The 25534-nt window shown below is 72.4% G+C and carries 19 protein-coding genes and 2 pseudogenes; 8 read left to right on the top strand and 13 right to left on the bottom strand.

The genetic code is table 11. The annotated features are described in order from the left end of the window. Positions 1-134: 134 nt before the first annotated feature. Positions 135-1337, top strand: coding sequence for an amino acid deaminase/aldolase (locus ACFYW7_RS20360; protein ID WP_389504164.1), 1203 nt, complete (start codon positions 135-137; stop codon positions 1335-1337). Positions 1338-1517: 180 nt separating this feature from the next. On the opposite strand, the gene ACFYW7_RS20355 is transcribed toward ACFYW7_RS20360, so the two are convergent. The 5 genes from ACFYW7_RS20355 to ACFYW7_RS20335 form a co-directional block, all read right to left on the bottom strand. Further along, entirely contained in the window at positions 1518-2435 is a 918-nt protein-coding gene (locus ACFYW7_RS20355; RefSeq protein ID WP_389504162.1) for a DUF2510 domain-containing protein, read from the bottom strand. Positions 2436-2662: 227 nt separating this feature from the next. Then, entirely contained in the window at positions 2663-3904 is a 1242-nt protein-coding gene (locus ACFYW7_RS20350) for a haloacid dehalogenase-like hydrolase (RefSeq protein WP_389504643.1), read from the bottom strand. A gap of 60 nt (positions 3905-3964) precedes the next feature. Continuing rightward, on the bottom strand, positions 3965-4765 hold the full coding sequence (locus ACFYW7_RS20345) for a 3-oxoacyl-ACP reductase (protein ID WP_389504160.1): 801 nt from the start codon (positions 4763-4765) through the stop codon (positions 3965-3967). Further along, a complete protein-coding gene (locus tag ACFYW7_RS20340) occupies positions 4762-6177 on the bottom strand; it encodes an aldehyde dehydrogenase family protein (protein WP_389504158.1) in 1416 nt (471 codons plus the stop codon). The genes ACFYW7_RS20345 and ACFYW7_RS20340 overlap by 4 nt, the downstream gene beginning before the upstream one ends. Before the next feature lie 8 nt (positions 6178-6185). Beyond that, entirely contained in the window at positions 6186-7556 is a 1371-nt protein-coding gene (locus tag ACFYW7_RS20335) for a glutamine synthetase family protein (RefSeq protein WP_389504156.1), read from the bottom strand. 77 nt (positions 7557-7633) lie between these two features. Here ACFYW7_RS20335 and ACFYW7_RS20330 point away from each other — a divergent pair, with 77 nt between their 5' ends. Then, positions 7634-8371, top strand: coding sequence for a FadR/GntR family transcriptional regulator (locus ACFYW7_RS20330; RefSeq protein WP_389504154.1), 738 nt, complete (start codon positions 7634-7636; stop codon positions 8369-8371). A 130-nt stretch (positions 8372-8501) separates the two neighbouring features. Beyond that, positions 8502-9182, top strand: coding sequence for a gamma-glutamyl-gamma-aminobutyrate hydrolase family protein (locus ACFYW7_RS20325; RefSeq protein ID WP_389504152.1), 681 nt, complete (start codon positions 8502-8504; stop codon positions 9180-9182). Between the two features lie 301 nt (positions 9183-9483). On the opposite strand, the gene ACFYW7_RS20320 is transcribed toward ACFYW7_RS20325, so the two are convergent. After that, complete coding sequence (locus ACFYW7_RS20320; protein WP_389504150.1) at positions 9484-10407, bottom strand: LysR family transcriptional regulator; 924 nt, start codon at positions 10405-10407, stop codon at positions 9484-9486. A 70-nt stretch (positions 10408-10477) separates the two neighbouring features. On the opposite strand from ACFYW7_RS20320, the gene ACFYW7_RS20315 reads away from it, so the two are divergent. After that, positions 10478-11629: a TDT family transporter gene (locus ACFYW7_RS20315; protein WP_389504148.1), complete on the top strand. Its 1152-nt coding sequence runs from the start codon at positions 10478-10480 to the stop codon at positions 11627-11629. 397 nt (positions 11630-12026) lie between these two features. On the opposite strand, the gene ACFYW7_RS20310 is transcribed toward ACFYW7_RS20315, so the two are convergent. The 4 genes from ACFYW7_RS20310 to ACFYW7_RS20295 form a co-directional block, all read right to left on the bottom strand. Continuing rightward, on the bottom strand, positions 12027-12731 hold the full coding sequence (locus ACFYW7_RS20310; protein WP_389504146.1) for a helical backbone metal receptor: 705 nt from the start codon (positions 12729-12731) through the stop codon (positions 12027-12029). 183 nt (positions 12732-12914) lie between these two features. Further along, entirely contained in the window at positions 12915-13496 is a 582-nt protein-coding gene (locus ACFYW7_RS20305; RefSeq protein ID WP_389504144.1) for a helix-turn-helix domain-containing protein, read from the bottom strand. Positions 13497-14610: 1114 nt separating this feature from the next. Next, positions 14611-17226, bottom strand: a complete 2616-nt coding sequence (locus ACFYW7_RS20300) for an ABC transporter permease/substrate binding protein (protein ID WP_389504142.1) — start codon at positions 17224-17226, stop codon at positions 14611-14613. Continuing rightward, entirely contained in the window at positions 17219-18298 is a 1080-nt protein-coding gene (locus tag ACFYW7_RS20295) for a glycine betaine/L-proline ABC transporter ATP-binding protein (protein WP_389504140.1), read from the bottom strand. The genes ACFYW7_RS20300 and ACFYW7_RS20295 overlap by 8 nt, the downstream gene beginning before the upstream one ends. A gap of 169 nt (positions 18299-18467) precedes the next feature. On the opposite strand from ACFYW7_RS20295, the gene ACFYW7_RS20290 reads away from it, so the two are divergent. Both ACFYW7_RS20290 and ACFYW7_RS20285 read left to right on the top strand, forming a co-directional pair. After that, the gene (locus ACFYW7_RS20290; RefSeq protein WP_389504641.1) at positions 18468-19406 is read left to right on the top strand and encodes a 5'-3' exonuclease H3TH domain-containing protein; all 939 of its coding nucleotides are present in this window, start codon (positions 18468-18470) and stop codon (positions 19404-19406) included. 100 nt (positions 19407-19506) lie between these two features. After that, on the top strand, positions 19507-20343 hold the full coding sequence (locus ACFYW7_RS20285) for a siderophore-interacting protein (RefSeq protein ID WP_389504138.1): 837 nt from the start codon (positions 19507-19509) through the stop codon (positions 20341-20343). A 181-nt stretch (positions 20344-20524) separates the two neighbouring features. Here the strand turns inward: ACFYW7_RS20285 and ACFYW7_RS20280 are convergent. Both ACFYW7_RS20280 and ACFYW7_RS20275 read right to left on the bottom strand, forming a co-directional pair. Continuing rightward, positions 20525-20941: pseudogene (locus ACFYW7_RS20280) on the bottom strand (ABC transporter permease); the annotation flags it as partial. Further along, positions 20938-21377, bottom strand: a pseudogene (locus ACFYW7_RS20275) (hypothetical protein); the annotation flags it as partial. The pseudogenes ACFYW7_RS20275 and ACFYW7_RS20280, both read right to left, overlap by 4 nt. A 159-nt stretch (positions 21378-21536) precedes the next feature. On the opposite strand from ACFYW7_RS20275, the gene ACFYW7_RS20270 reads away from it, so the two are divergent. Together ACFYW7_RS20270 and ACFYW7_RS20265 are read left to right on the top strand one after the other, a co-directional pair. Further along, the gene (locus tag ACFYW7_RS20270) at positions 21537-23087 is read left to right on the top strand and encodes an amino acid permease (RefSeq protein WP_389504136.1); all 1551 of its coding nucleotides are present in this window, start codon (positions 21537-21539) and stop codon (positions 23085-23087) included. A gap of 4 nt (positions 23088-23091) precedes the next feature. Next, a complete protein-coding gene (locus tag ACFYW7_RS20265; RefSeq protein ID WP_389504134.1) occupies positions 23092-24051 on the top strand; it encodes an RluA family pseudouridine synthase in 960 nt (319 codons plus the stop codon). On the opposite strand, the gene ACFYW7_RS20260 is transcribed toward ACFYW7_RS20265, so the two are convergent. Next, complete coding sequence (locus ACFYW7_RS20260) at positions 24045-25520, bottom strand: cytochrome P450 (RefSeq protein ID WP_389504132.1); 1476 nt, start codon at positions 25518-25520, stop codon at positions 24045-24047. The genes ACFYW7_RS20265 and ACFYW7_RS20260 overlap by 7 nt on opposite strands. Positions 25521-25534 lie beyond the last annotated feature (14 nt).

Raw genomic sequence — 25534 nt, 5'->3', positions numbered from 1 at the left:
GCGAGGTCGTCCCTCCCTGCGTCCGCGCCACTCTACGGGTTGACGCGCGTCCGGCGGGAACCAGTCCGGAGCCCCGGGGCATCTGCCCGGAACATCCCCTACCCTGCGGTAATCGATTCTGGCAGTCTTCGCACATGACTGCCCGTGCCGCCGACAGGGCCCGTTACGACCGGGCCACCGCTCACCTCGACGCCCCCGTCGCGATCGTGGATCTGGAGGCATTCGACGCGAACGCGGAGGATTTGCTCCGCCGGGCCGGCGGCAAGCCGATCCGCGTCGCCAGCAAGTCCGTCCGCTGCCGGACCCTGCTGGAACGCGTCCTGCGACGGGACGGCTTCGCGGGGATCATGTCCTTCACCCTCGCCGAATCGCTGTGGCTGGCCCGGTCGGGTTTCGACGACGTGCTGCTCGCCTACCCGTCGGCCGACCGGAAGGGCTACGCCGAGCTGGCCGGCGACCCCAAGCTGGCCGCCGCGGTGACCGTCATGATCGACGACCCGGCGCAGCTCCGGCTGATCGACGAAGCCCGTGAGGGCGGCACCGAGGTCGTGCGCGTCTGCCTGGAGCTGGACACCTCGCTCAAACTGTTCGGCGGCCGGGTGCGGGTGGGCGCGCTGCGCTCGCCGCTGCACTCCCCCGCCCAGGTGGCGGAGATGGCCCGCGCCGTCGTCCGCGCACCGGGGTTCAAGCTGGTGGGGATCATGGCGTACGAGGGCCACATCGCGGGCGTCGGGGACTCCGTCGCGGGACGGCCGCTGCGCTCGCGCGCCGTGCGGCTGATGCAGAGCACCGCCCGCAAGGAGCTCGCGCAGCGCCGCGCGGAGGTCGTCCGGGCGGTACGGGCGGTGGAGCCGGACCTCGAGTTCGTCAACGGCGGCGGTACCGGCAGCGTCCAGCACACGGCCGCCGAGGACTCGGTCACCGAGATCGCGGCCGGGTCCGGGCTCTACGTGCCGAGGCTCTTCGACAACTACACGTCGTTCAGCGGACGTCCGGCCGCGCTGTTCGCCCAGCCCGTCGTGCGCCGGCCGGGTGTGGGCGTGGTGACCGTGCTGGGCGGCGGGTACCCGGCCTCCGGGGCCCCGGGCGCCGACCGGCTGCCCGTCCCGTACCTGCCGGAGGGGCTGGCGTACGACCCCCAGGAGGGTCCCGGCGAGGTGCAGACCCCGCTGCTCGGCTCCCCGGCGGACGATCTGCTGATCGGCGACAAGGTGTGGTTCCGGCACGCCAAGGCCGGTGAGCTGTGCGAGAGGTTCGACACGCTGCACCTCGTCGAGGGCGACGCGGTCACCGCGACCGTCCCGACGTACCGCGGCGAGGGTCACACCTTCCTCTGACCCACCGATCCACTGGCCCCTGATCCCCTGCTGTCCTGATCCGGTGGTGTTCCGCTGATCCGGGGCTCCGCCGGCACGGCGAGCGGCCCGCCGCCCTCGGATCAGGGGCCCGGTCCGCTCCCGCGTCCCGAGGTCCGGGACGGTGGTCGGCGCGGCGGCACCCCGCCCCTTCAGGTCACGTCACGTCGACGGGCCGATGCTGCTGCCCGCACCGCCGCCCCCGTCGCGGTCGCCGACGGACCGGATGCCCTCGGTGATCCGGTCCATGTCGGACAGCGGCGGGCCGTCCGGGCCGGCGTCGAAGGCGAAGCGGACGATGACCAGGGACTCCGAGCCCACGCTGGAGGGGAAGGCCAGCGACTCGACGTAACCCCCGGGCCCCACGCCGGTCTTGACCTTCCAGCGCACGAAGTACCCGGCGCGCCCGGCCACGGCGACGGAGCCGGACTTCACCAGCCGGTGGGATCGGACGCCCCCGAACGGTCGGCTGTCGAGGAGGTCCCGGTCGTACGCGCTGTCGGTGGCGTCCTCGATGTCCCCCTCGGCCAAGGCCTTCGGGGACCGCTCGTCGGTGGCCGTGGCCGTGCGCGACGTGATCCGGCCGTGCCGGCACAGACCGGGGTCGCCCGGGCAGTCGTAGGTGCCCGGAGTGCTCATCAGCAGGTCGTGGTCGGCGGCGTACTTCGGCCGTTCCCAGCCGTCGAGCAGGGGGAAGGTGATGCCGTCGAGTTCGTCCACGACGACGGACGGGTCCCCGGCCGACGGCGAGGGTCCGGACGGGGAGGGCGAGGGGCCTCCGGCGCCCGTGGCGGACCCGGCGGTCGGCGTGGTCGGTGTCCCGGTCTCTTCGCCGCTGTCGTCCCGCAGCAGCACCGCGCCCGTGACGATCGCGGCGACGAGGACGACCGCGGCGGTCACCAGCGCGACGGCCCTGGCCCGACCGGGCCCGGAGCCGCCGGGCGACTCCGGCCGCGTCAGGGGCTGTTGGACGGACTCGGGCTGGCGCCGGTGGTCGGTCCACATGGTCCCGTCCCACCAGCGCTCGACGAGCGGGTACGACGGGTCGCGGTACCAGCCGGGTGGAGGCGTCATGCTCATCCCGGCACTCTAGTGCCGCGTCGGTCAGGCGTTCGCCCGCCGGTGAACGCCCGCCGCGCACGGGTCGCGCCCCCTGCGATACGCCCTCCGGAGGTCCCCGGCGAAGCCGCGCGGCCGGTCCGAGGGCGGGGCGCGTGCCGGGCGACGGGACGGGGCGGGGGGACGGGCGACGACAGGTCAGGGCAGGGCGAAAGCCGGCCGACGGGGTGTCAGGACCGCGGCGGGGATCAGTACACGGTGTCCGCCAGGTCCGGCACGACCGAGCCGTCCCGTCCGCGCACCGGCCCGGGGGCTCCGTCCGGCGCGGTGTAGGCGCTCGTGGAGCACGGATAGCGCCCCGGTCTGCGGGGCAGCGGATCGATGAACATCGGGTTGACGACCCAGCGGCCGTCGGCGTCGTCGTACGCCCGGCACATGATCTCGCCCTTGTTGCGGTTGATGACGAGATGGGCGCCGGTGGCGTCGCCGACGAAGGTGACGTCGGTGTCGGCGTCCCCTGCCGCGATCACGGGACGGTGACCGGCGTCGCGGCGCTGCCAGGCGGCGGCGCCGCGCACGCCGTAGATCTCCTGGTTGATCCAGCAGCGTTTCCCGTCGACGTACGGGATGACCTCCCCGCGGCTCTCGGGGACGCCGCCGCAGCCCTGGTTCCGGGTGGTGATCCGGCCGTGCCGGTCGAGGACGGACCGGATCGCGACGGTGTGCGCCGCGTCGACGCCGACGCCCCGCGACCACACCTCGGTGACGGGTTCGGAACCCGCCGAGACGATGAAGACGTCGAATCCGGCGCGGCGGAGCGTACGGATGAGATCGCGCTGCTGGTCGTAGTAGCGGACGTACGCGGGGACCGTGTGGGTGCCGAGCGTGCGGGTCGAGCCGACGGGGGCCGCGAGCGCTTCGGCGCGGGCGCTACGGGCGTAGGCCGACAGTTCGGCGACCGTGTGCCCGGCGAACAGCTGGGGCACCCAGGCGTACTGGGGGACGGTGCGCCGGTGGTTCCAGCGACCGGTGAACGCGGCGGCGCCGCTCATGGTCCGGCCGGTCTCGCGGATCTCCAGGATCTCGTCGGCGCAGCGGGCGTTCGTGGCGGTCGGCAGGGGTGTGCCCACCGGCACCCGGGTGCCGCAGGCGGCGGTGAGGGCGCCGGCCGCCGTGTCGCCGAGCCACTCGCTGGTGGCCCTCCAGCTCGCCGGGCGCAGGATCCGGTCGTGCCGCAGCGCCCAGGAGATCGTGGCGTCGGTGGCGTCGTTCTTGGTGACCGTGTTGTCCCAGTCGAAGACGGCGACCGGCCGTTCGCCGTCCCCGTCGCCTCGCGCGCAGGTGCCGCGGTCGTCGATGACCTGTTGCAGGCGGGCCCGGTTGTCGCCGTGCCAGACCCCGGACAGGCGGGGGCAGTTCCGGTGCGGGGAGGGGGTCGTCGGCGGCGCGGCCGCCAGAGCGGCGGCCGCGGCCAGGGTCCAGGCCAGCATGTGCCGGTGCGGTCGTTTTCTTCCGTCTCGCATGACAGAGGGACCGTACCGGGAGAGGGCCTACAGGGGCGTGACGTACGCGCCCGAGATGCCTCCGTCCACCAGGAAGTCGGTGGCGTTCACGAAGGAGGAGTCGTCGCTGGCGAGGAACGCGACGGCCGCCGCGATCTCGTCCGCCTCGGCGAACCGTCCCACCGGGATGTGCACCAGCCTGCGCGCGGCCCGCTCCGGGTCCTTGGCGAACAGCTCCTGGAGGAGCGGGGTGTTGACGGGGCCGGGGCACAGGGCGTTGACGCGGATGCCCTCCCTGGCGAACTGGACGCCCAGTTCACGGGACATGGCCAGCACACCGCCCTTGGAGGCCGTGTACGAGATCTGCGAGGTCGCGGCTCCCATCCGGGCCACGAAGGACGCCGTGTTGATGATGGAGCCGCGGCCCTGTCGGCGCATGTAGGGGAGGGCGGCCTTGCAGCACAGGTAGACCGAGGTGAGGTTGACGTCCTGGACGCGCTTCCAGGCCTCCAGGCCCGTGTCCAGGATGGAGTCGTCGTCCGGCGGCGAGATGCCCGCGTTGTTGAAGGCGATGTCGACGGATCCGTAGGTGTCGTACGCGGTCCGGAAGAGCGTCTCGACCTGCTCGGGGTCGGTGACGTCGACCTTGACGAAGGTCCCGCCGACCTCCTCGGCCGCCGCCTTTCCGCTGCGCTCGTCGATGTCGCCGCAGACCACGTGGGCGCCCTCGGCGGCCAGCCGGCGGGCGGTGGCGAGGCCGATGCCGCTGCCGGCGCCGGTGATGACGGCGGTGCGGCCGACCAGCCGGCGGCAGATGTTCGCTTCGGTCGCTTGCGTCGCTTCGGTCACAGTGCGGGGCCCTCCGTGCTGATGAAGACGTTCTTGGTCTCGGTGAAGGCGGTGAGGGCGTCCGGGCCGAGTTCGCGGCCGATCCCCGACTGCTTGAAGCCGCCGAAGGGGGTCCAGTAGCGGACGCTGGAGTGGGAGTTGACGGACAGGTTGCCCGCGCGGACGGCCTGGGAGACGCGCAGGGCGCGGCCGACGTCGCGGGTCCAGACGGAGCCGGACAGGCCGTAGTCGGTGGCGTTGGCGAGCCGGACGGCGTCGGCCTCGTCCTCGAAGGGCAGCACGACGGCGACGGGTCCGAAGACCTCCTCGACGGCCACGCGCGCGCCGGGGTCGACGCCGGTCAGGACGGTGGGCGCGAACCAGAAGCCCGGGCCTTCGGGGGCCTTGCCCCGGATGCCGGGCGCGTCGGCGTCGACGTAGGACCGTACGCGCTCCAGCTGGGCCCGGGAGATCAGCGGGCCCATCTGCGTCCGCTCGTCGGACGGGTCGCCGACGACGACGGACTCGACCGCCGGGGCGAGGAGTTCGAGGAAGCGGTCGTGGACGGAGCGCTGGACGAGGATGCGGGTGCGGGCGCAGCAGTCCTGGCCGGAGTTGTCGAGGAAGGCCATCGGAGCCGCCGCGGCGGCGGCCTCGACATCCGCGTCGGCGAAGACGATGTTGGGGCTCTTGCCGCCGAGTTCGAGGGTGACGCGCTTGAGGAGCGCTGAGCCCTTCGCCAGCACCTGCTTGCCCACGGCCGTCGACCCGGTGAAGACGATCTTCGCCACGCCGGGGTGTTCGACGAGCGCGGCGCCCGCGACGGGTCCGGCCCCCGGCAGTACCTGGAACAGGTGCTCGGGCAGGCCCGCCTCCAGGGCGAGTTCGGCCAGCCGCAGTGCCGTCAGCGGGGTCGTCTCGGCGGGTTTGAGGACGACGGCGTTGCCGGCGGCGAGGGCCGGTGCGGTGCCCCAGGCGGCGATGGGCAGGGGGAAGTTCCAGGGGGCGATGACCGCGACGACGCCGAGCGGTTCGAGGAGGGTGATGTCGAGGCCGCCGGGGACCGGGATCTGACGGCCGGTCAGCCTCTCCACTCCCCCGGCCGCGTAGTCGAGCAGGTCGCGGACGTTGCCCGCCTCCCAGCGGGCGTTGCCGAGGGTGTGACCGGCCTCGCGTACCTCCAGGCGGGCCAGTTCCTCGACGTGGTCGTCGACGACGGCCGCGAAGCGGCGCAGCAGCCGGGCGCGGTCGGCCGGGGCGAGGGCGACCCAGCGGACCTGGGCCCTCGCGGCCCGTACGACGGCGTCCCCGACGTCCTGGGCGGTGGCGGCCGGGACGGTGGCGACGACCTCCTCGGTGGCGGGGTCGAGCACCTGGAGTTCGTGCTCGTACGGGGGCGAGGTGTACGGGTACGACGGGTACGGGTGCGGCAAGGGGGTCCTCACATGCGTTCGAAGGAGCGGCGCAGCTCCCAGTCGGTCACCGCGGCGTCGAAGGCCTCCAGTTCGACGCGCGCCATGTTGCGGTAGTGCGCGACCACCTCGTCGCCGAAGGCGGCCCGCGCGAGGGGGCTGTTCTCCCAGAGTCCGGCGGCCTCGCGCAGGGTGGTCGGGACGTGGTCGTACGCGGCGGCGTAGGCGTTGCCCGCGCACGCCTCGGGAAGCTCCAGCTTCTGTTCCACGCCGTACAGACCCGCCGCGACGAGTCCGGCGACGGCCAGGTACGGATTGACGTCGCCGCCGGGCAGCCGGTTCTCGAAGCGCGTCGAGCGGCCGTGGCCGACGACGCGGAGCGAGCAGGTGCGGTTGTCGTGGCCCCAGGCGACGGCGGTCGGCGCGAAGGAGCCGGGCTGGAAGCGCTTGTACGAGTTGATGTTGGGCGCGTACAGGAGCGAGAAGTCGCGCAGGGCGGCCAGTTGTCCGGCGAGGAAGTGGCGCATGACCTCCGACATGCCGTCCGGGTCCTGGGCGGAGCCGGCCATCACGTTCCTGCCGTCGGCGTCGGCGAGGGAGAGGTGGATGTGGCAGGAGTTGCCCTCGCGCTCGTCGTACTTGGCCATGAAGGTGAGCGAGACGCCTTCCTGGGAGGCGATCTCCTTGGCGCCGGTCTTGTAGATCGCGTGCTGGTCGCAGGTGACGAGGGCCTCGTCGTACTTGAAGGCGATCTCGTGCTGGCCGGGGTTGCACTCGCCCTTGGCGGACTCGACGGTGAGGCCGGCGGCCTGCATCTCGTTGCGGATGCGGCGCAGCAGGGGCTCGACGCGTCCGGTCCCGAGGACCGAGTAGTCGATGTTGTACTGGTTGGCCGGGGTGAGTCCCCGGTAGGCCGCGTCCCAGGCCTGCTCGTAGGTGTCCTTGAAGACGATGAACTCCAGCTCGGTGCCGACCTGGGCGGTGTAGCCGAGCGCCGCGAGGCGTTCGAGCTGGCGGCGCAGGATCTGGCGGGGCGCGGCGACCACCGGGGAGCCGTCGTTCCAGGCGAGGTCGGCGATGAGCAGCGCGGTGCCCTCGTTCCACGGGACCCGCCGCAGGGTGGAGAGGTCGGGACGCATCGCGAAGTCGCCGTAGCCCCGGTCCCAGGAGGACATGGCGTAGCCGTCGACCGTGTTCATGTCGGCGTCGACGGCGAGGAGGTAGTTGCAGCCCTCGGTGCCGTGCTCCAGCACCTCGTCGAGGAAGAAGCCCGCGGCGAACCGCTTGCCCTGCAGGCGCCCCTGCATGTCGGGGAAGGCCAGGACGACCGTGTCGATCTCACCGGTCCCGACGAGGGAGCGCAGCTCCTCGACGAGGAGCGGGGGTGTGCGGTCTGCCACCGGAAGTGCCTCCTTGGGTCAGCCGAGAGCCATAAGGTATTGCCGAGAACCATTGCTTGGGAAGGGGGCGCGACCGGATGACGCGGGCGGAATCCGACCGTGGGACGGGCGACCGGCTGACGCCGGTGCTGCGGCCGGTACGGGCGGGCAACGGCTTCGAGGAGGCACTGGAGCAGATCCTCCAGATCGTCCGCCTCGGGCTGGTGCCGGGCGGCGAACGGCTGCCCGCGGAGCGGGAGTTGGCGGAGCGCCTGGGGATCAGCCGGGTGACGCTGCGCGAGGTCCTGAAGGTGCTCCAGGACCAGGGGCTCGTCGAGTCGCGGCGCGGCCGCTACGGCGGCACCTTCGTGCTGGCCCGCACCGCCACCCCCGGTGAGCACGAACTGCGCCGCCGGGTCGCCGCGGTCGACATCGAGGACGTGCTGCGCTTCCGGGAGGTCCTGGAGGTGGGCGCGGCCGGGCTGTGCGCGACGCACGGGCTCGACGCGGAGCGGTCCGGACGGCTGCGCGAGGCGCTCGCCCGGACGAACGACGCCCCGCTGACCGACTACCGGCGCCTGGACACCCTGTTCCACCTCACCCTCGCGGAGCTGTGCGGCTCCCCGTCCCTCACCGCGCGGTACGCGGCGGTCCGGGCCTCGGTCAACGACCTGCTGGACTGCATCCCGCTCCTCGTCCGCAACCTGGAGCACTCGCAGCGCCAGCACACCGCGCTCGTCGAGGCGGTGCTGGACGGGGACGCGGACGGGGCGCGGGAGATCATGCGCGAGCACTGCGCGGGCACGGCGGCGCTGCTGCGGGGGTTCCTGGCCTGAGCCGGACGTGCCGCGCGGAGCCCCGCGTTCCGCTCCCCCGCCCGCAAAGGTATGAGACCTTTCCATTGAAGTGGTGGAGTCGTCGCCGTCCACGGGCGACGGGGCGACCCGGAATCCGAGGGAGTAGCGCGTGAGCAGGCCGCTGGTCGGTGTGAGTACGTATCTGGAGGCCGGGGCGCGCTGGGGCGTGTGGGAGCTGGAGGCGGCGCTGCTGCCGGCCGGCTATCCGCGGCTCGTGCAGCGGTCGGGCGGACTCGCCGTGATGCTGCCGCCGGACGATCCGGACCTGGCGGGGGAGACCGTCGCCCGGCTCGACGCGGTGGTCGTCGCGGGCGGCCCCGACGTCGACCCCGCCCGGTACGGCGCCGAGCGCTCCCCGCGGACGGGCCCGCCCGCCCCCGAGCGCGACGCCTGGGAACTCGCCCTGATCCGGGCCGCGTTGGACTCAGGCACGCCGCTCCTGGGCGTCTGCCGGGGCCAGCAGCTCCTGAACGTGGCGCTGGGCGGCACGCTGGTCCAGCACCTCGACGGGCACGTGAAGGACATCGGGGTGGTCGGACACCACGAGGTCACGCCCGTACCGGGGACGCGGTACGCCGGTCTCGTACCCGGTCCGTGCCAGGTCCCGACGTACCACCATCAGGCCGTGGACCGCCTCGGCACCGGCCTCGTGGCCTGCGCGCACGCCGCCGACGGCACGGTGGAGGCGATCGAACTCCCCGGCCCCGCCTGGGTCCTGGGCGTCCAGTGGCACCCGGAGATGGGCGACGACCTGCGGGTGATGCGGGGCCTGATCGCGGCGGCGACCTGAGCGACCGGCCCCCGCGCCGCCATCCTCCACCCCGTCACCCCTCGACCCCGTCACCCCCTCCACCCCCTCCACCCCGCACCCCTCGGCGCCTCCACCCCTCGGCGCCTCCGCCCCTCGGCGCCTCCGCATGCCGAACCCGGGGTGCTGTTCTCCTCTTTCCGGGGCCGGAACATTCCAGCCCGTCCGGCGATCGAGGACGAGGCCGTCAGGCCGAAGCGGGGGTCTGGGGGCGCAGCCCCAGGAACGGGACGGGAAGGGGCGGAGGGGGCGAAGAAGCCGGCGGCGGAAGCGGGCCGGACCGCTACGCCCCGCGGGTCAGGGACAGCAGGTCCCGGGCCGGCCCGGTGGGGCGGTGCCCCGTCGGCCAGACGGCCCGCAGGGCGCGCGTGAGCCGGACATCGGCGAGCGGGATACCGACCAGCCGGTGGGCGGACAGTTCCTCGCCGAGGGCGAGTTCGCTGAGGACGGCGGGCCCGGCACCGCTGACGGCGGAGGCCTTGACCGCGGTCGTCGAGGACAGCTCGATCAGCGGGCGGGCGAGTCCGCCGAGCGCCGCGTCGAGGACCTGGCGGGTGCCCGAACCCTCCTCCCGCAGGATGAGCGGCGTGGCCGCCAGCTCCGCCGCGGCGAGCGGCGCGCGGCGGCGCGCCCAAGGATGTCCGGGCGCCGTCACGACGATCAGCCGGTCGTGCGCGATCACCGTCGCGTCGAGGCCGGACGGCACCGAGAGCCCCTCGACGAAACCGAGGTCCGCCTCACCGGTGAGCAGCCGCTCGGCGACACCGGCGGAGTTCCCGGCGAGCAGCGACACCGCCGTGTCGGGGCGCTGCGCGCGCAGGGCGATCAGCCAGCCGGGCAGCAGGTACTCGGCGATGGTCATGCTCGCGGCCACCCGGAGCCGCGAGTCACGCCGGTCGCGCAGGGCCTGCGCACCGGCGTCGAACGCCTCGGCCGCGTCCACCACCCGCCGCGCCCAGTCGGTGACGAGCGCTCCCTCCCGGGTGAGCCGGGAGCCGCGCGGCGAACGGTCGACGAGCGCCACCCCCAGCTGCCGCTCCATGGAACGGATACGGCTGCTGGCCGCAGGCTGGGTGATCCCCAGCTCGCGTGCGGCGCGTCCGAGACTCCCGAGGCGTGCCACCGCCAGCAGCAGTTCCAGCGCGCCGAGATCGGGGACCCGGTGCGCGATCCCGGCGCCGGTCCGACCCTGAGCGCTGCTAGTCATAAATCCAGCTTATGCCCTCATAGGCGAGGACTCCCTGGTGGGGCGCCGCCGGGCCCGCGACCGTGGAGCCATGGTCACCGCAGCCCAGCCCCTCACCGCCCACGAGGCGGGAACCCTCCGCGACACGAAGGCCCCCCGGATGCCGTGGAACCGCGCCATACCCGCGGTCCGGTATCTCGGCCCGAACTGGTACGCCTCCGTGATGGGGACCGCGATCGTCGCCACGGCCGGAGCCGGACTGCCCGGGCACGTGCCGGGCCTGCGCACCGCCTGCACCGTCGTGTGGGCCCTCTCGCTGGCCCTGCTGACGCTGCTGCTCGCCGCCCGCGCCCTGCACTGGGCGTACCACCGGGACCAGGCCCGCGCCCATCTCCTCGACCCGGCCGTGGCACCCTTCTACGGCTGTCTGTCGATGGCGCTGCTCGCGGTGGGCGGCGGCACCCTGCTCGTCGGCCGGGACTGGATCGGGACACCGGCGGCGGTCGTCGTGGACTCCGTCCTGTTCACGGCCGGGACGCTGATCGGACTCGCGGCCGCCGTGACCGTGCCCTACCTCATGGTCGTACGGCATCGCATCGAGCCCGGACAGGCGTCCCCCGTGTGGCTGCTGCCGATCGTCGCCCCCATGGTGTCGGCCGCCCTCGGCCCCCTCCTCGTTCCCCACCTGCCGGCCGGACAGCCGCGGGAGACGCTCCTCCTGGCCTGTGTCGCGATGTTCGGGATCAGCCTGGTGGCCACCATGGTGATGCTGCCGATGATCTTCGCCCGGCTCATCACCGGTGGCCCGCTGCCGCTCGCGCTCACTCCGACGCTCTTCCTCGTGCTCGGCCCGCTGGGCCAGTCGACGACCGCGGTCGGCAAGTTCGCGGACGCGGCACCCGGCGTGACACCCGCCCCGCTCGACGAGGGCTTCGCGCTCCTCTCCGTGCTCTACGGCGTCCCCGTGATCGGCTTCGCGCTGCTGTGGCTCGCGCTGGCCGTGGCGATGGTCGTACGGGCCCGCCGCCAGGGCATGGGTTTCGCCATGACGTGGTGGGCGTTCACCTTCCCGGTGGGCACCTGTGTGACCGGCGCGGAGGGCCTGGCCCGGCACACCGGCCTGGCCGCCTTCGACACCCTCGCCGTCGCCCTGTACGTCCTGCTCGTCGCCGCGTGGTCGGTGGCCGCCGTCCGCACGGCCCACGGCCTGTTCAACGGCAAGCTCCTCGCGGCACCCCGCTGAGGACGGCACCCCGCTGAGGACGACCTCCCGCGCCACCCCTCCAGGCTTCACCGTCCCCGTCGGACAGGTCACGGCCGGTTCCACCCGCCGGCAGTGGCCTCTCCCTGTGGACCCGCAGTACGGACGACCGTCACGCTGACGGCTGAGACACGATCGAGTCCGGATGCGGGGGAGTTCGGATGGAACCACGGACGCATCCCGCGCGCCGGAGCGGGCGGCCTTCCGTGCTCCCTCCACCGGCCCCCTGAACAGCCGACTTCTCCGGGCCGGGCCCGCGCCGCTTCGGGACGTAGATGACACGGCCGCGACGGGAAGCCACGGGCTGGGGGGGCAGGGGCAGGGCTCGGTCAGGAGGTGTAGCTCCGGAGCCCGCCCCCGGGGGACGGGGCGGCGGCGTTCACAGTGTCTCGGCCAGCCGTGCGCGGGCCTGCGCGAGTGACGGTCCGTACCAGGTCAGCAGGCGGCCGTCGACGAGTGCGCAGGGCACCCCGGGGAAGCACTCCGGACCGTCGTCGGGAGTGAAGCGGTAGGGCTCGTCGGGCAGCACCACGAGATCCGGGGCCGCCGCGGTCAGCTCGGGGAGCGGGATGCGCGGGTAGCGGTCCCCGTGGTGGGCGTACACGTTGTCGACGCCCAGCCTGGCGAGGACGTCTCCGGCGAAGGTGTCGCGGCCCAGTACCGTCCAGGGCCGCCGCCAGACGGGCACGACCGCGGTCCTGCGGGGGCGGGGAGCGGGCGGCTCGGCCCACGCGTCCTCCGCCTCGTCCAGCCAGCGCGGACGGCTCCGCGCGCCGCACGCGCGGAGCACCCGGTCCAGTTCCCGGAGGGCCCCCGGCACGTCCCGCACCTCGGTGACCAGGACCTCGGTACCGGCCTGGCGCAGGGCGGTCAGGTCGGGCTCCCGGTTCTCCTCCTCGTTGGCGACGACGAGGTCGGGCGCCAGCCGCAGGACGGCGTCGACGTCGGGGTTCTTGGTGCCCCCGATCCGTACGACGTCGAGGTCTACGGGGTGGCTGCACCAGTCGGTCGCGCCCACCAGGACGGCGGGTACGGTCACGGCCACGGCCTCCGTGAGGGAGGGCACGAGGGACACCACACGCACGCCTGTCCGCCTCTCCCACGTCATTCTCGCCAGAACCCGCTCGGCGTCACCCGTGCCGCCCGGCGTCACCCGCACCGCTCAGCGCCGTCCGAACCGCCCGGCATCACCCGTACCGCCCGGCATCGCTCGCACCACCCCGCACCGCCCGGCGCCGTCAGAACCGTCCGTCGTCGCCCGTGCCGCTCAGCGTCCGCCGAAGTTGTGCCGGTCCTCCACCGCGTCGATGTGGTCGGCGACCTCGACGACCACCACTCTGGTGTCCGGCACGGTGGCGCGCCAGCGGTGCCGGACGCCGCCCGACAGGTAGAGCGTGTCGCCCCGCCCGAGGCGATGGGCCCGCCCCTCGGCCTCGACCTCGACCGCACCGTCGGCGACGAACATCAACTTGTCGTTGCGGTGCTGGAGTTCGCGGGCCTCTTCGTGGTCGCCGGTGAACTCGGTGGCGTGCATCTGGTGATGACCGCGCACCAGGGGGCGGGCCTGGGATTCGGGAGTGAGCTCGGCGCCCACGTCGGCGCGCACGACGTCGACACTGCACGCCGGGTCGGCGGCGGCCAGCAGTTCGGCGGCCGAGGTGCCGAGCGCGTAGGCCACCCGCTCCAGTGAACTCTTGCTGGGCCGCGCCCGCTCGTTCTCCACCTGGCTGAGAAAGGGCACGGACAGGCCGCTGCGTTCGGCCACGACGGCGAGGGTGAGCCGTAGTTCCCGACGCCGTCGCCGTACGGCCGCGCCCACCCGAAGGGGCTGTTCTTTGTGGTCGCCCATGGCTCCGGCTCCCTCCCTCGCGTCGTCGGTCCGCGAACCGCCCGAATATGTGGTCCGCTCCTTCTGATGAGTTGTTTGCACCCTACGCATGTTCGGCAAACCGTTTCATGGACCCGTCACATCGACGTCACATAGAAGGAGTGCGAGGGTTACAGTTCGCGCCACCGCGTGAGCCGGTCCGCCCCCGGGGGCGCGTTCCCCGCCGGCGGGACGAAAGAGCCGATCACCAGGGCCGGATGCCCGTGCGCGGCCGACAGCGGTGTCGTGGCGGGTCGAGCCGGAGCCCGGCGGTCCGCGAGCGAGCGGCCGGTGAGCAGGGGACGGGTGCGCGGCCGACGGGTCCCGGGCGGCGGCGAGCCGGAGCCCGAGGCGCCCGCCCCCTCGCTCCATCCCGGTCAACTCCAGCCACTCCACGCCGAGTTCGAGGTCGTGCGTGGTCGGGGGAGTCGCCCACCGAGCCCCTCGGTCCCGCGGGGCCCGGTTCCGCCGCTGGTCGCACTCGGTGTGCCGGGATCCCGAAGTGGGCGCGAGCGGCGGGAGGTTGACGTTCCGCGAGGGTGGCCCACCCGCTGACGACCGGGGCGCCGGACCGTGGTGCCGTACGGGAGAGGCCGTGTCGCGCGTGGCCTCGGAGCGGCGCGCGGAGGTGGCCGGGCGCCGAGCGTGCGGTCCCGGGCCGACGCCCGCATGGCTCCGGGGCCGGGGTGAGGAGCCCGCCGTGATGGGTTGTCCGGATCTTTCCCGTACGCCAGTACGGAGTCACGTGTCCCTTCGGCCGCGCGTACGGTCCGACCGCCGACGGCGGAAGCATCCGGCAGCAGGGGCGCACGCACGCCCGGGTCTCCGGACCGGGCGGAGGAGTGAGGGAGGAGGAGACCGGGAGGCGGCAGGACGGCAGGGGGTCGGAGGCAGGAGGTGGGAGGCAGGAGGTGGGAGGCAGGAGGTCGGACGGGACCGGACGCGGAACGCGGTCCCCCGGACGCCGCGAGGGGTGGCCCTCGTCCCGCGGGTCAAACAAGCCCGCACGACCAGGACCACCCCTCAGGGTGAACCGCTCACCGCCGCCCACCGTCACGCAGCACGGCTCACCACCGCTCGGCGCGCGGAGCGCGGCCTATCGCGGAGTCATCCGCCGCACCATGTCCGGGTGTTCCTCGAGCCACGCGGCTACGGCGTCCTCCTCGTGCCCCTGTCCGCGCCGTTTGATCTCACCCTCCAGGCCGCCGAGTTCGGACTCGCTCATCCTGAAGTTCCTGATCCATTCGGTGAGCTTCGGGTACTGCCCCGGGAACGCCTTGCTGGAGATCGTCCGGATGGTGTCGCCCTCGCCGAACAGCTTCTTGTCGTCCTTGAGCTTGGTGAGCCCGTACTCGCTGTAGGCCCAGTGCGGTGACCACAGGACGACCGCGACCGGCCGCTTCGCCGCGTACGCGCGCTTCAGCTCGGCCAGCATCGCCGGCGTCGAGCCGTCGACGACCTCGTACTCCTTGTCGAGCCCGTAGCCCGGAAGCACCTTGTTCTTCAGCAGGTTCATCTCACCGGTGCCCGGCTCGATCCCGATGATCTTCCCGTCGAAGGTCTTCGACTTCCCCTTGAGGTCGGCGAGGGACCTGACGTCCTTCACGTACGAGGGGACGGCGATCTCCAGGGAGGTCGGCTCGTACCAGGTGCCCAGGTCCTTCAGGTCGTTCTTGTGGCGCTCCCAGTAGGTGGACTGGGCGTGCGGCAGCCAGGCGTCGAAGTTGAGGTCGAGGTCCCCGGAGGCCAGGCCCGTGTAGACGGGTCCGACGTCCATCTGCTTCAGGTTGAGCGTGTAGCCGCGACGGGCCAGGACGTGCTTCCAGAGGTAGGTGACGGCGACGTCCTCGTCCCAGGGGAACCAGGCGACGTCCAGGGCGCGCTTCGCCTCGGCCGGGGCCGCGGCGGAACCGCTCCTGACCGGGGCCAGCTTGTCGACGACACCGGGGTTCTTCTTCAGCCAGGAGCGCACGGCGTCCTGCTGCCTGCCCTTGCCTGCCTTGTTGATCTCGGCCTCGAGGCCGGTCAGCTGCTTCTCGGTCATCCGGAAGTGCTTCAGCCACTCGCCGACGACCGGGTTGTCCCGCGCGAAACCCTTGCGGGACAGGGTGTGCACGCCGTCGCCCTTGCCCCAGGCGCCCTTCGGGTCCTTGAGCTTCTTCAGCTTGTAGTCGCTGTAGGCCCAGTGCGGCGACCAGAGGGTGGCGACGATCGGCTGCTTCGCGGCGTACGCGCGCTTCAGCTCGGCCAGCATCGCCGGCGTGGAGCTGTCGACGACCTCGTACTCCTTGTCGAGCCCGTAATCCTTGAGGACCTTGCTCTTGAGCAGGCCCATCATCCCGGCGCTGGACTCGATGCCGGTGATCCTGCCGCCGAAGGTGGCGGCCTTGCCCTTGAGGTCCTCCAGGGAGTCGACGCCCTTCATGTAGGCGGGCACCGACAGCTCCAGGGACGTCGGGCCGTACCAGGAGCCCAGGTCGTCGAGCCGCTCGCCGTACTTCTTCCAGTACTGCGCGTGTGTGGTCGGCAGCCAGGAGTCGGTCTCGAAGTCGACGTCGCCCTGGGCCAGCGAGGTGTACAGCGGGCCGGCGTCGAACTGCCTGACCTCGGCCCGGTAGCCGCGCCGCTCCAGGATCTCCTGCCAGAGGAAGGTGGAGGCGACGCCCTCGTCCCAGGGGATGTAGCCGATGGTGACCTTCTCGCCCCGGCCGACGTTCTCGCCGTCGGCCGCGGTGGAGGCCGAGCCCGCGCCGCCGAGGACGCCCATGCCGCCCGCGGTCAGGGCGAGCACGACGACGCCCACCACGGCCACCACGGGACGGGGGCGGTACGACCAGATCCTCAGGCCTTGCGCGGCGCGCGCCTTGGCGGCGGCGCGGCGGCCGAGGGGGGAGACGTGGGTGCCCAGTGCGCCGGTCATGCGGTCGAGGTAGATCGCGAGGATGACGATGGCGACGCCGGCTTCCGAGCCGAGGCCGACGTTCAGCTGGCCGATGGCCTCGTTGACGTCGCCGCCGAGGCCGCCGGTGCCGACCATGCCCGCGATGGCGGCCATGGACAGGCCCAGCATGATCACCTGGTTGACGCCGGCCATGACGGTGGGAAGGGCCAGTGGCAGCTGGACGCGCAGCAGGATGTCGCGCGGGGTGGTGCCGAACGCGTCGGCGGCCTCGACCAGTTCCTTGTCGACCTGGCGTATGCCGAGTTCGGTCATGCGGACGCCTGGGGCCAGCGCGAAGATCAGGGTGGCGACGATTCCGGCGGGGGCACCGGTGCCGAAGAACAGGATCGCCGGGATGAGGTAGATCATCGCGGGCAGCGTCTGCATGAAGTCGAGGACCGGCCGGACGATGCCGCTGACCCGGTCGGAGCGGGCGGCCCAGATGCCCACCGGCACGGAGACGACGAGCGCGATGAGCGTCGCGACGAGGACCAGTGAGAGGGTCACCATCGCGTCCTCCCACAGCCCGAGGGAGTCGATGAAGGCGAATCCCGCGAAGGTGAGGACACCGGCGGAGGTGCCCCGCAGCCAGAAGGCGATGACGGCGAAGATGCCGGCCAGGAGCAGCGGCTCCGGCGCCTGGAGGACCGCGTCGATGCCGTCGTAGGTGCCCGAGAAGACGGTCTTGAGGAAGTCGAAGAGCCAGGCCATGTGGGTCAGAAGCCAGTCGACGGCGTCGTTGACCCAGTCGCCGAAGGGGATCCTAGGCATGCGCCTTCACCCCCTGGTCCCGCGAGCCGGTACAGCGGTCGGGGGTGCCCCGCTCGTCACCGAGGAAGCCGACGAGCCGCTGCCGGGGGACGACACCGACGAGGGCGCCCTTCCCGTCGAGGACCGCGACCGGGTGCGACAGACGGGCGCTGATCGCGCACAGGTCCACGAAGGGGGTCTCGGGAGTGGCGGTCTCACAGGCGCAGTCGGCCTCGTCGCCGCGCAGGCCCGTGTCCATCACGGCGCCCGCGGTCAGCACCCGTGAGCGGTCGACGTCCTGGGTGAAGGAGGCGACGTAGTCGTCGGCGGGACGGACGAGGATGTCCTCGGCCGATCCGGTCTGGACGATGCGGCCGTCCCGCATGACGGCGATCCGGTCGCCCAGGCGCATCGCCTCGTTGAGGTCATGGGTGATGAAGACGATGGTCTTCTCGAGCTTCTTCTGGAGTTCGATCAGCTGGTCCTGCATGTCCCGGCGGATCAGCGGGTCGAGCGCGCTGAACGACTCGTCCATGAGCAGCAGGCCGGCGTCGGTGGCGAGCGCGCGGGCCAGTCCCACGCGCTGCTGCATACCGCCGGACAGTTCGTCGGGCCAGGACTTCTCCCAGCCCGCGAGTCCGGCCAGTTCCAGGGCGGCGGCCGCCCGCTCCCGGCGTTCGGCGGCCGGTACGCCCTGGACCTGGAGGCCGTACGCGGCGTTCTCCAGCACGCTGCGGTGCGGGAACAGCGCGAAGTGCTGGAAGACCATGCTGATCTTGCGGGAACGGACCTCGCGCAGTTCGCGCGCGCTGAGCGCGGTGAGGTCCTGGCCGTCGAAGCGGACGTGCCCCGCGGTGGGTTCCAGCAGCCCGTTGAGCATGCGCAGCAGCGTGGACTTGCCGGATCCGGACAGGCCCATGACGACGAAGATCTGCCCCGGCTCCACCGTGAAGGACGCGTCGATCACGGCGGCGGTGGCGCCGTCCGCGCGCAGCTCCTCACGGTCGGCCCCCTGGCGGAGCCGCTCGACGGCCGCTTCCGATCGTCTTCCGAACACCTTGTACAGATGGTCGGCCTCAAGCCTGGATGACACGGGTGCCTCTCGTTCGTGCAGGGGAACGGGATGAACGAACGTTTCTTCGTTCCCGACGGCGGGTGACGGTTGAACAGACAACCGGGTTCACTCAGAGGCGGCGCCTGCCCCCGCTCACTCACGGCAAACACGGGAGTGGTCCAGGTCACCGTCAGTGGCGTACGGCATGATGCGGGACGTGACACAGCAGACTCGACGACTCATGCTCCTCGACACCGCCTCGCTGTACTTCCGCGCCTACTTCGGCGTTCCGGAATCCGTGAGGGCCCCGGACGGCACGCCGGTCAACGCCGTGCGCGGGCTGCTGGAATTCATCGACCGGCTGGTCAAGGACCACCACCCCGACGACCTGGTGGCCTGCATGGACGCCGACTGGCGCCCGCAGTGGCGGGTCGACCTGATCCCGTCGTACAAGGCGCACCGGGTGGCCGTGGAGACCGAGACCGGCCCCGACGAGGAAGAGGTGCCGGACACGCTCTCCCCTCAAGTACCCGTCATCGAGGCCGTTCTGGACGCGCTGGGCATCGCGCGCGTGGGTGTCGAGGGGTACGAGGCGGACGACGTGATCGGGACCTTCACCGGACGTGCCACCGGCCCGGTCGACATCGTCACCGGCGACCGTGACCTGTACCAACTCGTCGACGACGGGCGCGGGGTGCGCGTCCTGTACCCCCTCAAGGGTGTCGGCACGCTCCAACTCACGGACGAGGCCTGGCTGCGCGAGAAGTACGGCGTGGACGGACCCGGGTACGCGGATCTGGCACTGCTGCGCGGGGATCCGAGCGACGGGCTGCCCGGTGTGCCCGGCATCGGGGAGAAGACGGCCGCCAAACTGCTCGCCGAGTTCGGCGACCTGGCCGGGATCATGGCCGCGGTCGACGACCCGGAGGCCAAGCTGACCCCTTCGCAGCGCAAGCGTCTCGACGAGTCACGGCCGTACATCGCCGTGGCACCGACAGTCGTCAAGGTCGCCGGTGACGTGCCGCTGCCGGCGGTGGACACGGCCCTGCCGAACGAGCCGCGCGACCCGGCCGCCCTGGACGAACTCGCGGCGCGCTGGGGCCTGGGCGGAGCGCTGCGCCGACTGCTCACCACATTGCAGGCATAGCCGAACACTTCCGGCATGACTGGTACCCGTCGACACATAGGTGCCAGAGAGGAAGGAGTGCTAACTTAGGTAAGCCTAACCAGGTAAACAGGAGGCAGTCATGGCAGAGCGCCCGGAACGCAAGCCCCGCAGGCCCCACACCGCGCAGGTCGTGCGGACCGAGCGGCTGACCCCCCACATGCAACGCGTCGTGCTGGGAGGCGACACCCTGACGGAGTTCACCGCGGGGACGAGCACCGACCACTACGTGAAACTGCTGTTCGGCGCCGAGGGCGTCAGCTATCCCGAGCCCTTCGACCTGGAGCGCATCCGCGAGGAGTTCCCCCGCGAGCAGTGGCCGGTGACCCGGACGTACACGGTGCGTGCCTGGGACCCCGAGGCGCGCGAGCTGACACTGGACTTCGTGGTGCACGGGGACGAGGGACTCGCCGGACCGTGGGCGCTGCGGGTCCAGCCGGGCGAGGTCGTCCGGTTCATGGGTCCCGGTGGCGCCTACGCGCCCGACACTGACGCCGACTGGCATCTGCTCGCCGGTGACGAGAGCGCGCTGCCCGCGATCGCCGCCGCCCTGGAGTCGCTGCCCGACGGCGCCGTCGTCCGCGCCTTCGTCGAGGTCTCCGGTCCCGAGGAGGAGCAGAAGATCGACTCCGACGCGGAGGTCGTCTGGCTGCACCGCGGCGACCGGCCCGTCGGCACGGCCCTGGTGGAGGCCGTACGCGCCCTGGAGTTCCCGGAGGGCCGGGTGCACGCGTTCGTACACGGCGAGGCGGCCTTCGTGAAGGAACTCCGGAGACTGCTGCGGGTCGAGCGGGAGATCGCCCGCGAGGACCTGTCCATCTCCGGCTACTGGCGCCTCGGCCACAACGAGGACGGCTGGCAGGCCTCGAAGCGCGCGTGGAACGCCCAGGTGGAGGCGGAGCAGGAGGCGTCGGCCTGAGGCCGGGCCACACCCCGTACACACGCCAGGAGGCGGTCCCCGTCGCGCGGGACCGCCTCCTGGCGTGTGTACGTGTACGCGTGCGTGTCACCCGCCCCGCGGTGCGTGCGGCCTGCCGGCCGGCCCGTACGCCGGTACGGCCTCTGGACCGCACGCCGGTTCGGCCGCTGACCGACCGCACGCCGGCGCCACCGGGGTGGTCCGCGCCCCCGGCGAGCCCGAGCAGCACGATGACGACCGACTGCAGGGCGGTGATCAGGCCGTTGTTGACGACGTTGCCGTTCATCAGCGCGGCCCGGCTGACCGGGGTGGTCAGGAAGCGGTCGATCGTGCCGCGTCGGATCTCCTCCAACGTACCCGTGCCGGCCCACAGGTTGGAGCTGAGGGCGCTCATCACGACGACGCCCGGCACCAGGTGGTCCAGGTACGAGGTGGTGCCGAAGCCACCGAGTTCGACGACGTTCCTGAAGAGGCCTCCGAACAGGAGGAGCCAGATCACCGGTTGGATCAGGGTGATGAGCGCGTACGCGGGCCGGCGCGCCGGCACCATCAGTTGACGCTGCGTCATGTACCAGGTCCGGGAGACGGCGGCGCTCATCGGGCACCTCCGGCGAGGACGAGGAAGCGGGCGCCCTCCGCCTCGGCCTCCGAGTAACGGCGGCCCGCCCAACGGAGATAGACGTCGTCGAGCGAGGGACGGGCGAGGGTCGCGGCGGTGACCTCGACCCCGGCCCGCTCCAACGCCCCGAGCAGCGCGGGGACCGCGGCACCTCCGCCGTCGGCCCGGACGCTGACGCGCCGCCCGAGTAGCCCTTCACCGGGCGGCGCGCCGCGTCGGTGAGGGTGAACCGCTCCAGGAGTCCGTCGACCCGGCGGTCCAGGTCCGCGCCCCTCAGGCCGTAGAGCCTGCCCTGGAGGCGGAGGTTCTCCCGGCCGGTCGCCGCCGGGTCGGCGCCCGGGCTCTGGGCGACCACGCCGATCGCGCGCCGCACCCGGTCCGGGTGGCGCAGGACGTCGTGGCCCGCGACGGTGGCGGGGCGGGTCGGGCGCGGACTCCGTGCGAGGGGCGCCGGGTGCGTGAGCACTTAGGCCCGTCGCCGACACGGCCGCGTCACGCGGGCGAAACAGGGGCTCCCTAATTTCTGTCACCCGACAGGAATTCACTCCCTTCCGCGCCGAAGGCAGGTGCCGCCGTGACCACCACCGCCCCCTCCGACGTACGCCCCGATCCGCCGACGTCCCCGCAGGACAGCTCCCTCACCGAGTTCGGCTACCGCCAGGAACTGCACCGCAGCCTCGGCCGCTACGCCTCGTTCGCCGCCGGGTTCTCCTTCATCTCCGTCCTCACGACGGTCTTCCAGTTCTTCGCGTTCGGGTTCGCCTTCGGCGGCCCGGTCTTCTTCTGGACCTGGCCCGTCGTGCTGATCGGCCAGCTGGCCGTCGCCGCCTGCTTCGCGGAACTGGCCGCGCGCTATCCGATCTCCGGCGCGATCTACCAGTGGTCCTCCCGCCTGTCGAACCGCGCCTTCGGCTGGTTCGCGGGCTGGATCATGGTGATCGGGCAGGTCGTCGTGGTGGCGGCCGCGGCGCTCGCGCTCCAGATGGTGCTGCCCGCGATCTGGTCCGGCTTCCAGCTCGTGGGCGACGACCCGGCGCCGACCAGCCCCGACGGCGCGGCCAACGCGGCCGTCCTCGGTGTCGTCCTGCTCGTCCTGACCACCCTGGTGAACCTCCTCGACAACCGCGTGATGTCCACGGTCAACCGGATCGGCGTCACCGCCGAGATCATCGGCGCCGTCCTGATCGTCGTCCTGCTGTTCACCCACTCCGAGCGCTCCCCCGGCATCACCTTCCACACCGGCTCGGGCGGCTCGGGTCTGCTCGGGGCGCTGATGGTGGGCTCGTTCATGGCCGCGTACGTGATGATCGGCTTCGACAGCGCCGGCGAGATGAGCGAGGAGACCCACCACCCGAGGCGTACCGCGCCCCGTACGATCCTCACCGCGCTCGGCGCCGCCGGCCTGCTCGGCGGGCTGATCGTGCTCGGCGGGCTGCTCGCCGCCCCGAGCCTGACCGACGGCCGCCTCGGCGTCGACGGCCTGAGCTACGTCCTGACCAGCAGCCTCGGCGACGGGCTCGGCCGGGCGCTGCTGGCCGATGTCGTGGTGGCCGTCGCGGTGGCCACCCTGGCGATCCAGACCTCCGCCAGCCGCATGCTCTTCTCGATGGCCCGCGACCACCAGCTCCCCTTCTCCGGCCGGCTCGCGAAGGTCGACCCGCGTACGGGCATGCCGAGCGCCCCCGCCCTGGTCGTCGGTGTCCTCGCGGCCGCCCTGCTGCTCCTGAACTTCGCCTCGCCTGACGCGTTCCTGGCGATCGGCACCACCTGCATCGTGATGCTGTACCTCGCGTACGCGATGGTCACCGGACCGCTGCTGGTGCGCCGGCTGCGCGGACGCTTCCCGGCGGACGGCGCCGACGAGACGGGCGCCCCGCTGTTCTCCCTCGGCCGCTGGGGCGTCCCCGTCAACGTGCTCGCCCTCCTCTACGGCCTCCTCATGACCGTCAACCTGGCCTGGCCGCGCGCCGAGGTGTACGACCCGGCGGGCGGGCACTGGTACTTTCAGTGGTTCACGGTGCTGTTCCTCGCCCTGACGCTGGCCGTGGGCGCGGGGTACCGGGTGTTCAGGTCGCGGGCCACCGTCCCGGAGTCCTCCGAGGTGGTTCCGGCCTCGTACGCTTGAGCAGGTGAGACGCAAGCCCAGGATCCCGCCCTCTCCCCTCCCGCAGCGCCAAGGGGTCGACCCCGTGCGGATCAGACTGCCGCGGGAGGGGGCGTGGGCCACGGTGCGCGAGCACCTGGTGGAGCGGCTCGCGGCCGGGGACGGCGTCATCGACGCGATGATCGACGACGGGCTGATCGTCGGGGAGGACGGCCGGCCGCTCTCGGCGGGAACGGCCTACGCGCCCGGGATGTTCCTGTGGTTCCACCGGGAGCTGCCGCACGAGGAGCGGGTGCCGTTCCCGCTGGAGGTGGTCTACCGGGACGAGCACATCGTCGTCGCCGACAAACCCCACTTCCTCGCCACCACCCCCCGCGGCAGCCATGTGGCCGAGACGGCCCTCGCCCGGCTGCGCCGGGAGCTGGACCTGCCGGCTCTCGGCGCCGCGCACCGCCTCGACCGGCTGACCGCCGGGCTCGTGCTGTTCACCGTGCGGCCCGACGAACGGGGCGCCTATCAGTCGCTGTTCCGCGACCGGCTCATCTCCAAGGAGTACGAGGCGCTCGCCCCGTACGACTCCGGTCTCGGCCTGCCGCGCACGGTCCGCAGCCGCATCCTCAAGGAGCGGGGGGTGATGGCCGCGCGCGAGGTGGAGGGTGAGGTGAACGCGGTCAGCCGGATCGAACTGGTGGAGCATCAAGGCGGGCTGGGCCGCTACCGGCTGATTCCCGGCACCGGTCAGACCCATCAACTCCGTTTGCACATGAGCGCGTTGGGCGTGCCGATCCTCGGCGATCCGCTGTATCCCGTGGTGACCGGGCCGGTGCCGGCCGGTGACTTCCGGCGCCCGCTGCAACTGCTGGCGCGGGCACTGGAGTTCACCGATCCGGTCACCGGACGGTCCCATCGGTTCGTCAGTGGGCGGGCGTTGGAGGCGTGGACCTCGTACGACGCGTGGGCGGCCCGGAGCCCCGGGGATCAGTAGCCGCGCCACCACCTCAGGAGGCGCTGCCAGGCGCCGGGCCGGTGGGCGGGCTCGGGGGCCGGTGCGGCCGGGGGCGGCGGGGCCACCGGCGCGGGCGTGGGCTCGGCCGGTGCCGGACTGTCCGTCATGACGTGCCAGTGGGACCGCTGGGCGGGCAGCGCGCGGACCGAGGGACGTTGCGTGACCTCCTGCTTCGGCTTCGGCTGGAACCGCACGGGCAGGTCGACGAGGTGACGTGAGGACATGGAGCCGCGCCAGCGCAGGTCGCTCTCGTCGCAGTCGATCTCGACGTCCGGCAGTCGCAGCAGCAGGGCGTCGACGCCGACATCGGCGATGGCACGGCCGATGTCCTGGCCCGGGCACTCGTGGGGACCGCCGCCGAAGGCGAGGTGGGAGCGGTTGCCCTGCATGCTGGCGGCCAGGTCGGGACGGATCCTGGGGTCGATGTTGCCCGGCGCGATCCCGAACAGCAGTCCGTCGCCCTTGCGGATGCGCTGGCCGCCGAGTTCCGTCTCCTGCTTCGCGAAGTAGCCGAGGACGGCGCTGAACGGCGGCTCGTTCCACAGGGACTGTTCGACCGCCTCGGGCACGGTCATCTGCCCGCCGTTCAACTGGGCACGGAAGCGCGGATCGGTGAGCACCATGCGCAGCACGTTGGCGATGAGGTTGGCGGTGGCCTCGTAGGCGGCGAGCAGGACGAGTCGCAGGTGCTGGGCGACCTCGTCGTCGGTGAGCCGGGCCGGGTGGTTGATGAGGTGGCTGGTGAAGTCGTCCTCGGGCTCGGCGCGGCGCCGCAGGGTGTGCTGGGTGAGCACGCCCATGACGTACTCGTTGCTGGCGATCGCGGTCTCGGTGCCCTTGAGCAGGTCGCGCGTGGCCTGCACCATGCGGTCGTTGTAGTCCTCGGGCATGCCGATGATCTCGCAGAGCACGGACATCGGCAGGTGCTCGGAGAACTGTCCGACCAGGTCGGCCTCGCCGCGTTCGCAGAACTCGTTGACCAGGCGCTGCGTGGCGCGGTTGATGTAGCGCCGCAGGCTGCGGAAGTCGATGGTGGTCATGGCGCCGGTGACCGCTCCGCGCAGCCGCAGGTGCTCGTCGCCCTCGGCGTGGGAGCAGATGGGCTGCCAGGCGATGTGGGGGGCGAGCGGGTGGTCGGCGCCCGCCGTGCCGTCCTGGACGGCGGTCCACAGCCGGCTGTCGCGCGTGTAGTGCGAGGGCGTGCTGACCATGTGCAGGTTCTCGGCGTGGCCGAGGACGACCCAGATCGGCACGTCGTTGTGGAGTAACACGGGCGCGACGGCGCCGTGTTCGGCGCGGAGCTTCTCGTACAGGGTGCCCAGGTCCTCGGCCTCCGGCCCGTACAGACGGCGCAGTCCGCCCGGGTCGACGGCGTGGGCGGGGCAGCCGGGCGGGGGCCCGAACGGGGGTTCTTCCGTACCGGCCGGGAAAGGGGATTCAGTCGTCACAATGATCGCTCCGA

Origin of the sequence: Streptomyces sp. NPDC002580 (genome assembly GCF_042889485.1) — a bacterium.
GTDB lineage: Bacteria > Actinomycetota > Actinomycetes > Streptomycetales > Streptomycetaceae > Streptomyces.
This window is presented reverse-complemented; position numbering and strand designations above follow the sequence as displayed.

What these genes read in the sequence shown, in the direction of transcription:
- ACFYW7_RS20360 (WP_389504164.1), top strand. Translation starts at nt 135, where the DNA reads ATGACTGCCCGTGCCGCCGACAGGGCCCGTTACGACCGGGCCACCGCT.
- ACFYW7_RS20355 (WP_389504162.1), bottom strand. Translation starts at nt 2,435, where the DNA reads ATGAGCATGACGCCTCCACCCGGCTGGTACCGCGACCCGTCGTACCCG.
- ACFYW7_RS20350 (WP_389504643.1), bottom strand. Translation starts at nt 3,904, where the DNA reads ATGCTGGCCTGGACCCTGGCCGCGGCCGCCGCTCTGGCGGCCGCGCCG.
- ACFYW7_RS20330 (WP_389504154.1), top strand. Translation starts at nt 7,634, where the DNA reads ATGACGCGGGCGGAATCCGACCGTGGGACGGGCGACCGGCTGACGCCG.
- ACFYW7_RS20320 (WP_389504150.1), bottom strand. Translation starts at nt 10,407, where the DNA reads ATGACTAGCAGCGCTCAGGGTCGGACCGGCGCCGGGATCGCGCACCGG.
- ACFYW7_RS20315 (WP_389504148.1), top strand. Translation starts at nt 10,478, where the DNA reads ATGGTCACCGCAGCCCAGCCCCTCACCGCCCACGAGGCGGGAACCCTC.
- ACFYW7_RS20305 (WP_389504144.1), bottom strand. Translation starts at nt 13,496, where the DNA reads ATGGGCGACCACAAAGAACAGCCCCTTCGGGTGGGCGCGGCCGTACGG.
- ACFYW7_RS20300 (WP_389504142.1), bottom strand. Translation starts at nt 17,226, where the DNA reads ATGCCTAGGATCCCCTTCGGCGACTGGGTCAACGACGCCGTCGACTGG.
- ACFYW7_RS20290 (WP_389504641.1), top strand. Translation starts at nt 18,468, where the DNA reads ATGCGGGACGTGACACAGCAGACTCGACGACTCATGCTCCTCGACACC.
- ACFYW7_RS20285 (WP_389504138.1), top strand. Translation starts at nt 19,507, where the DNA reads ATGGCAGAGCGCCCGGAACGCAAGCCCCGCAGGCCCCACACCGCGCAG.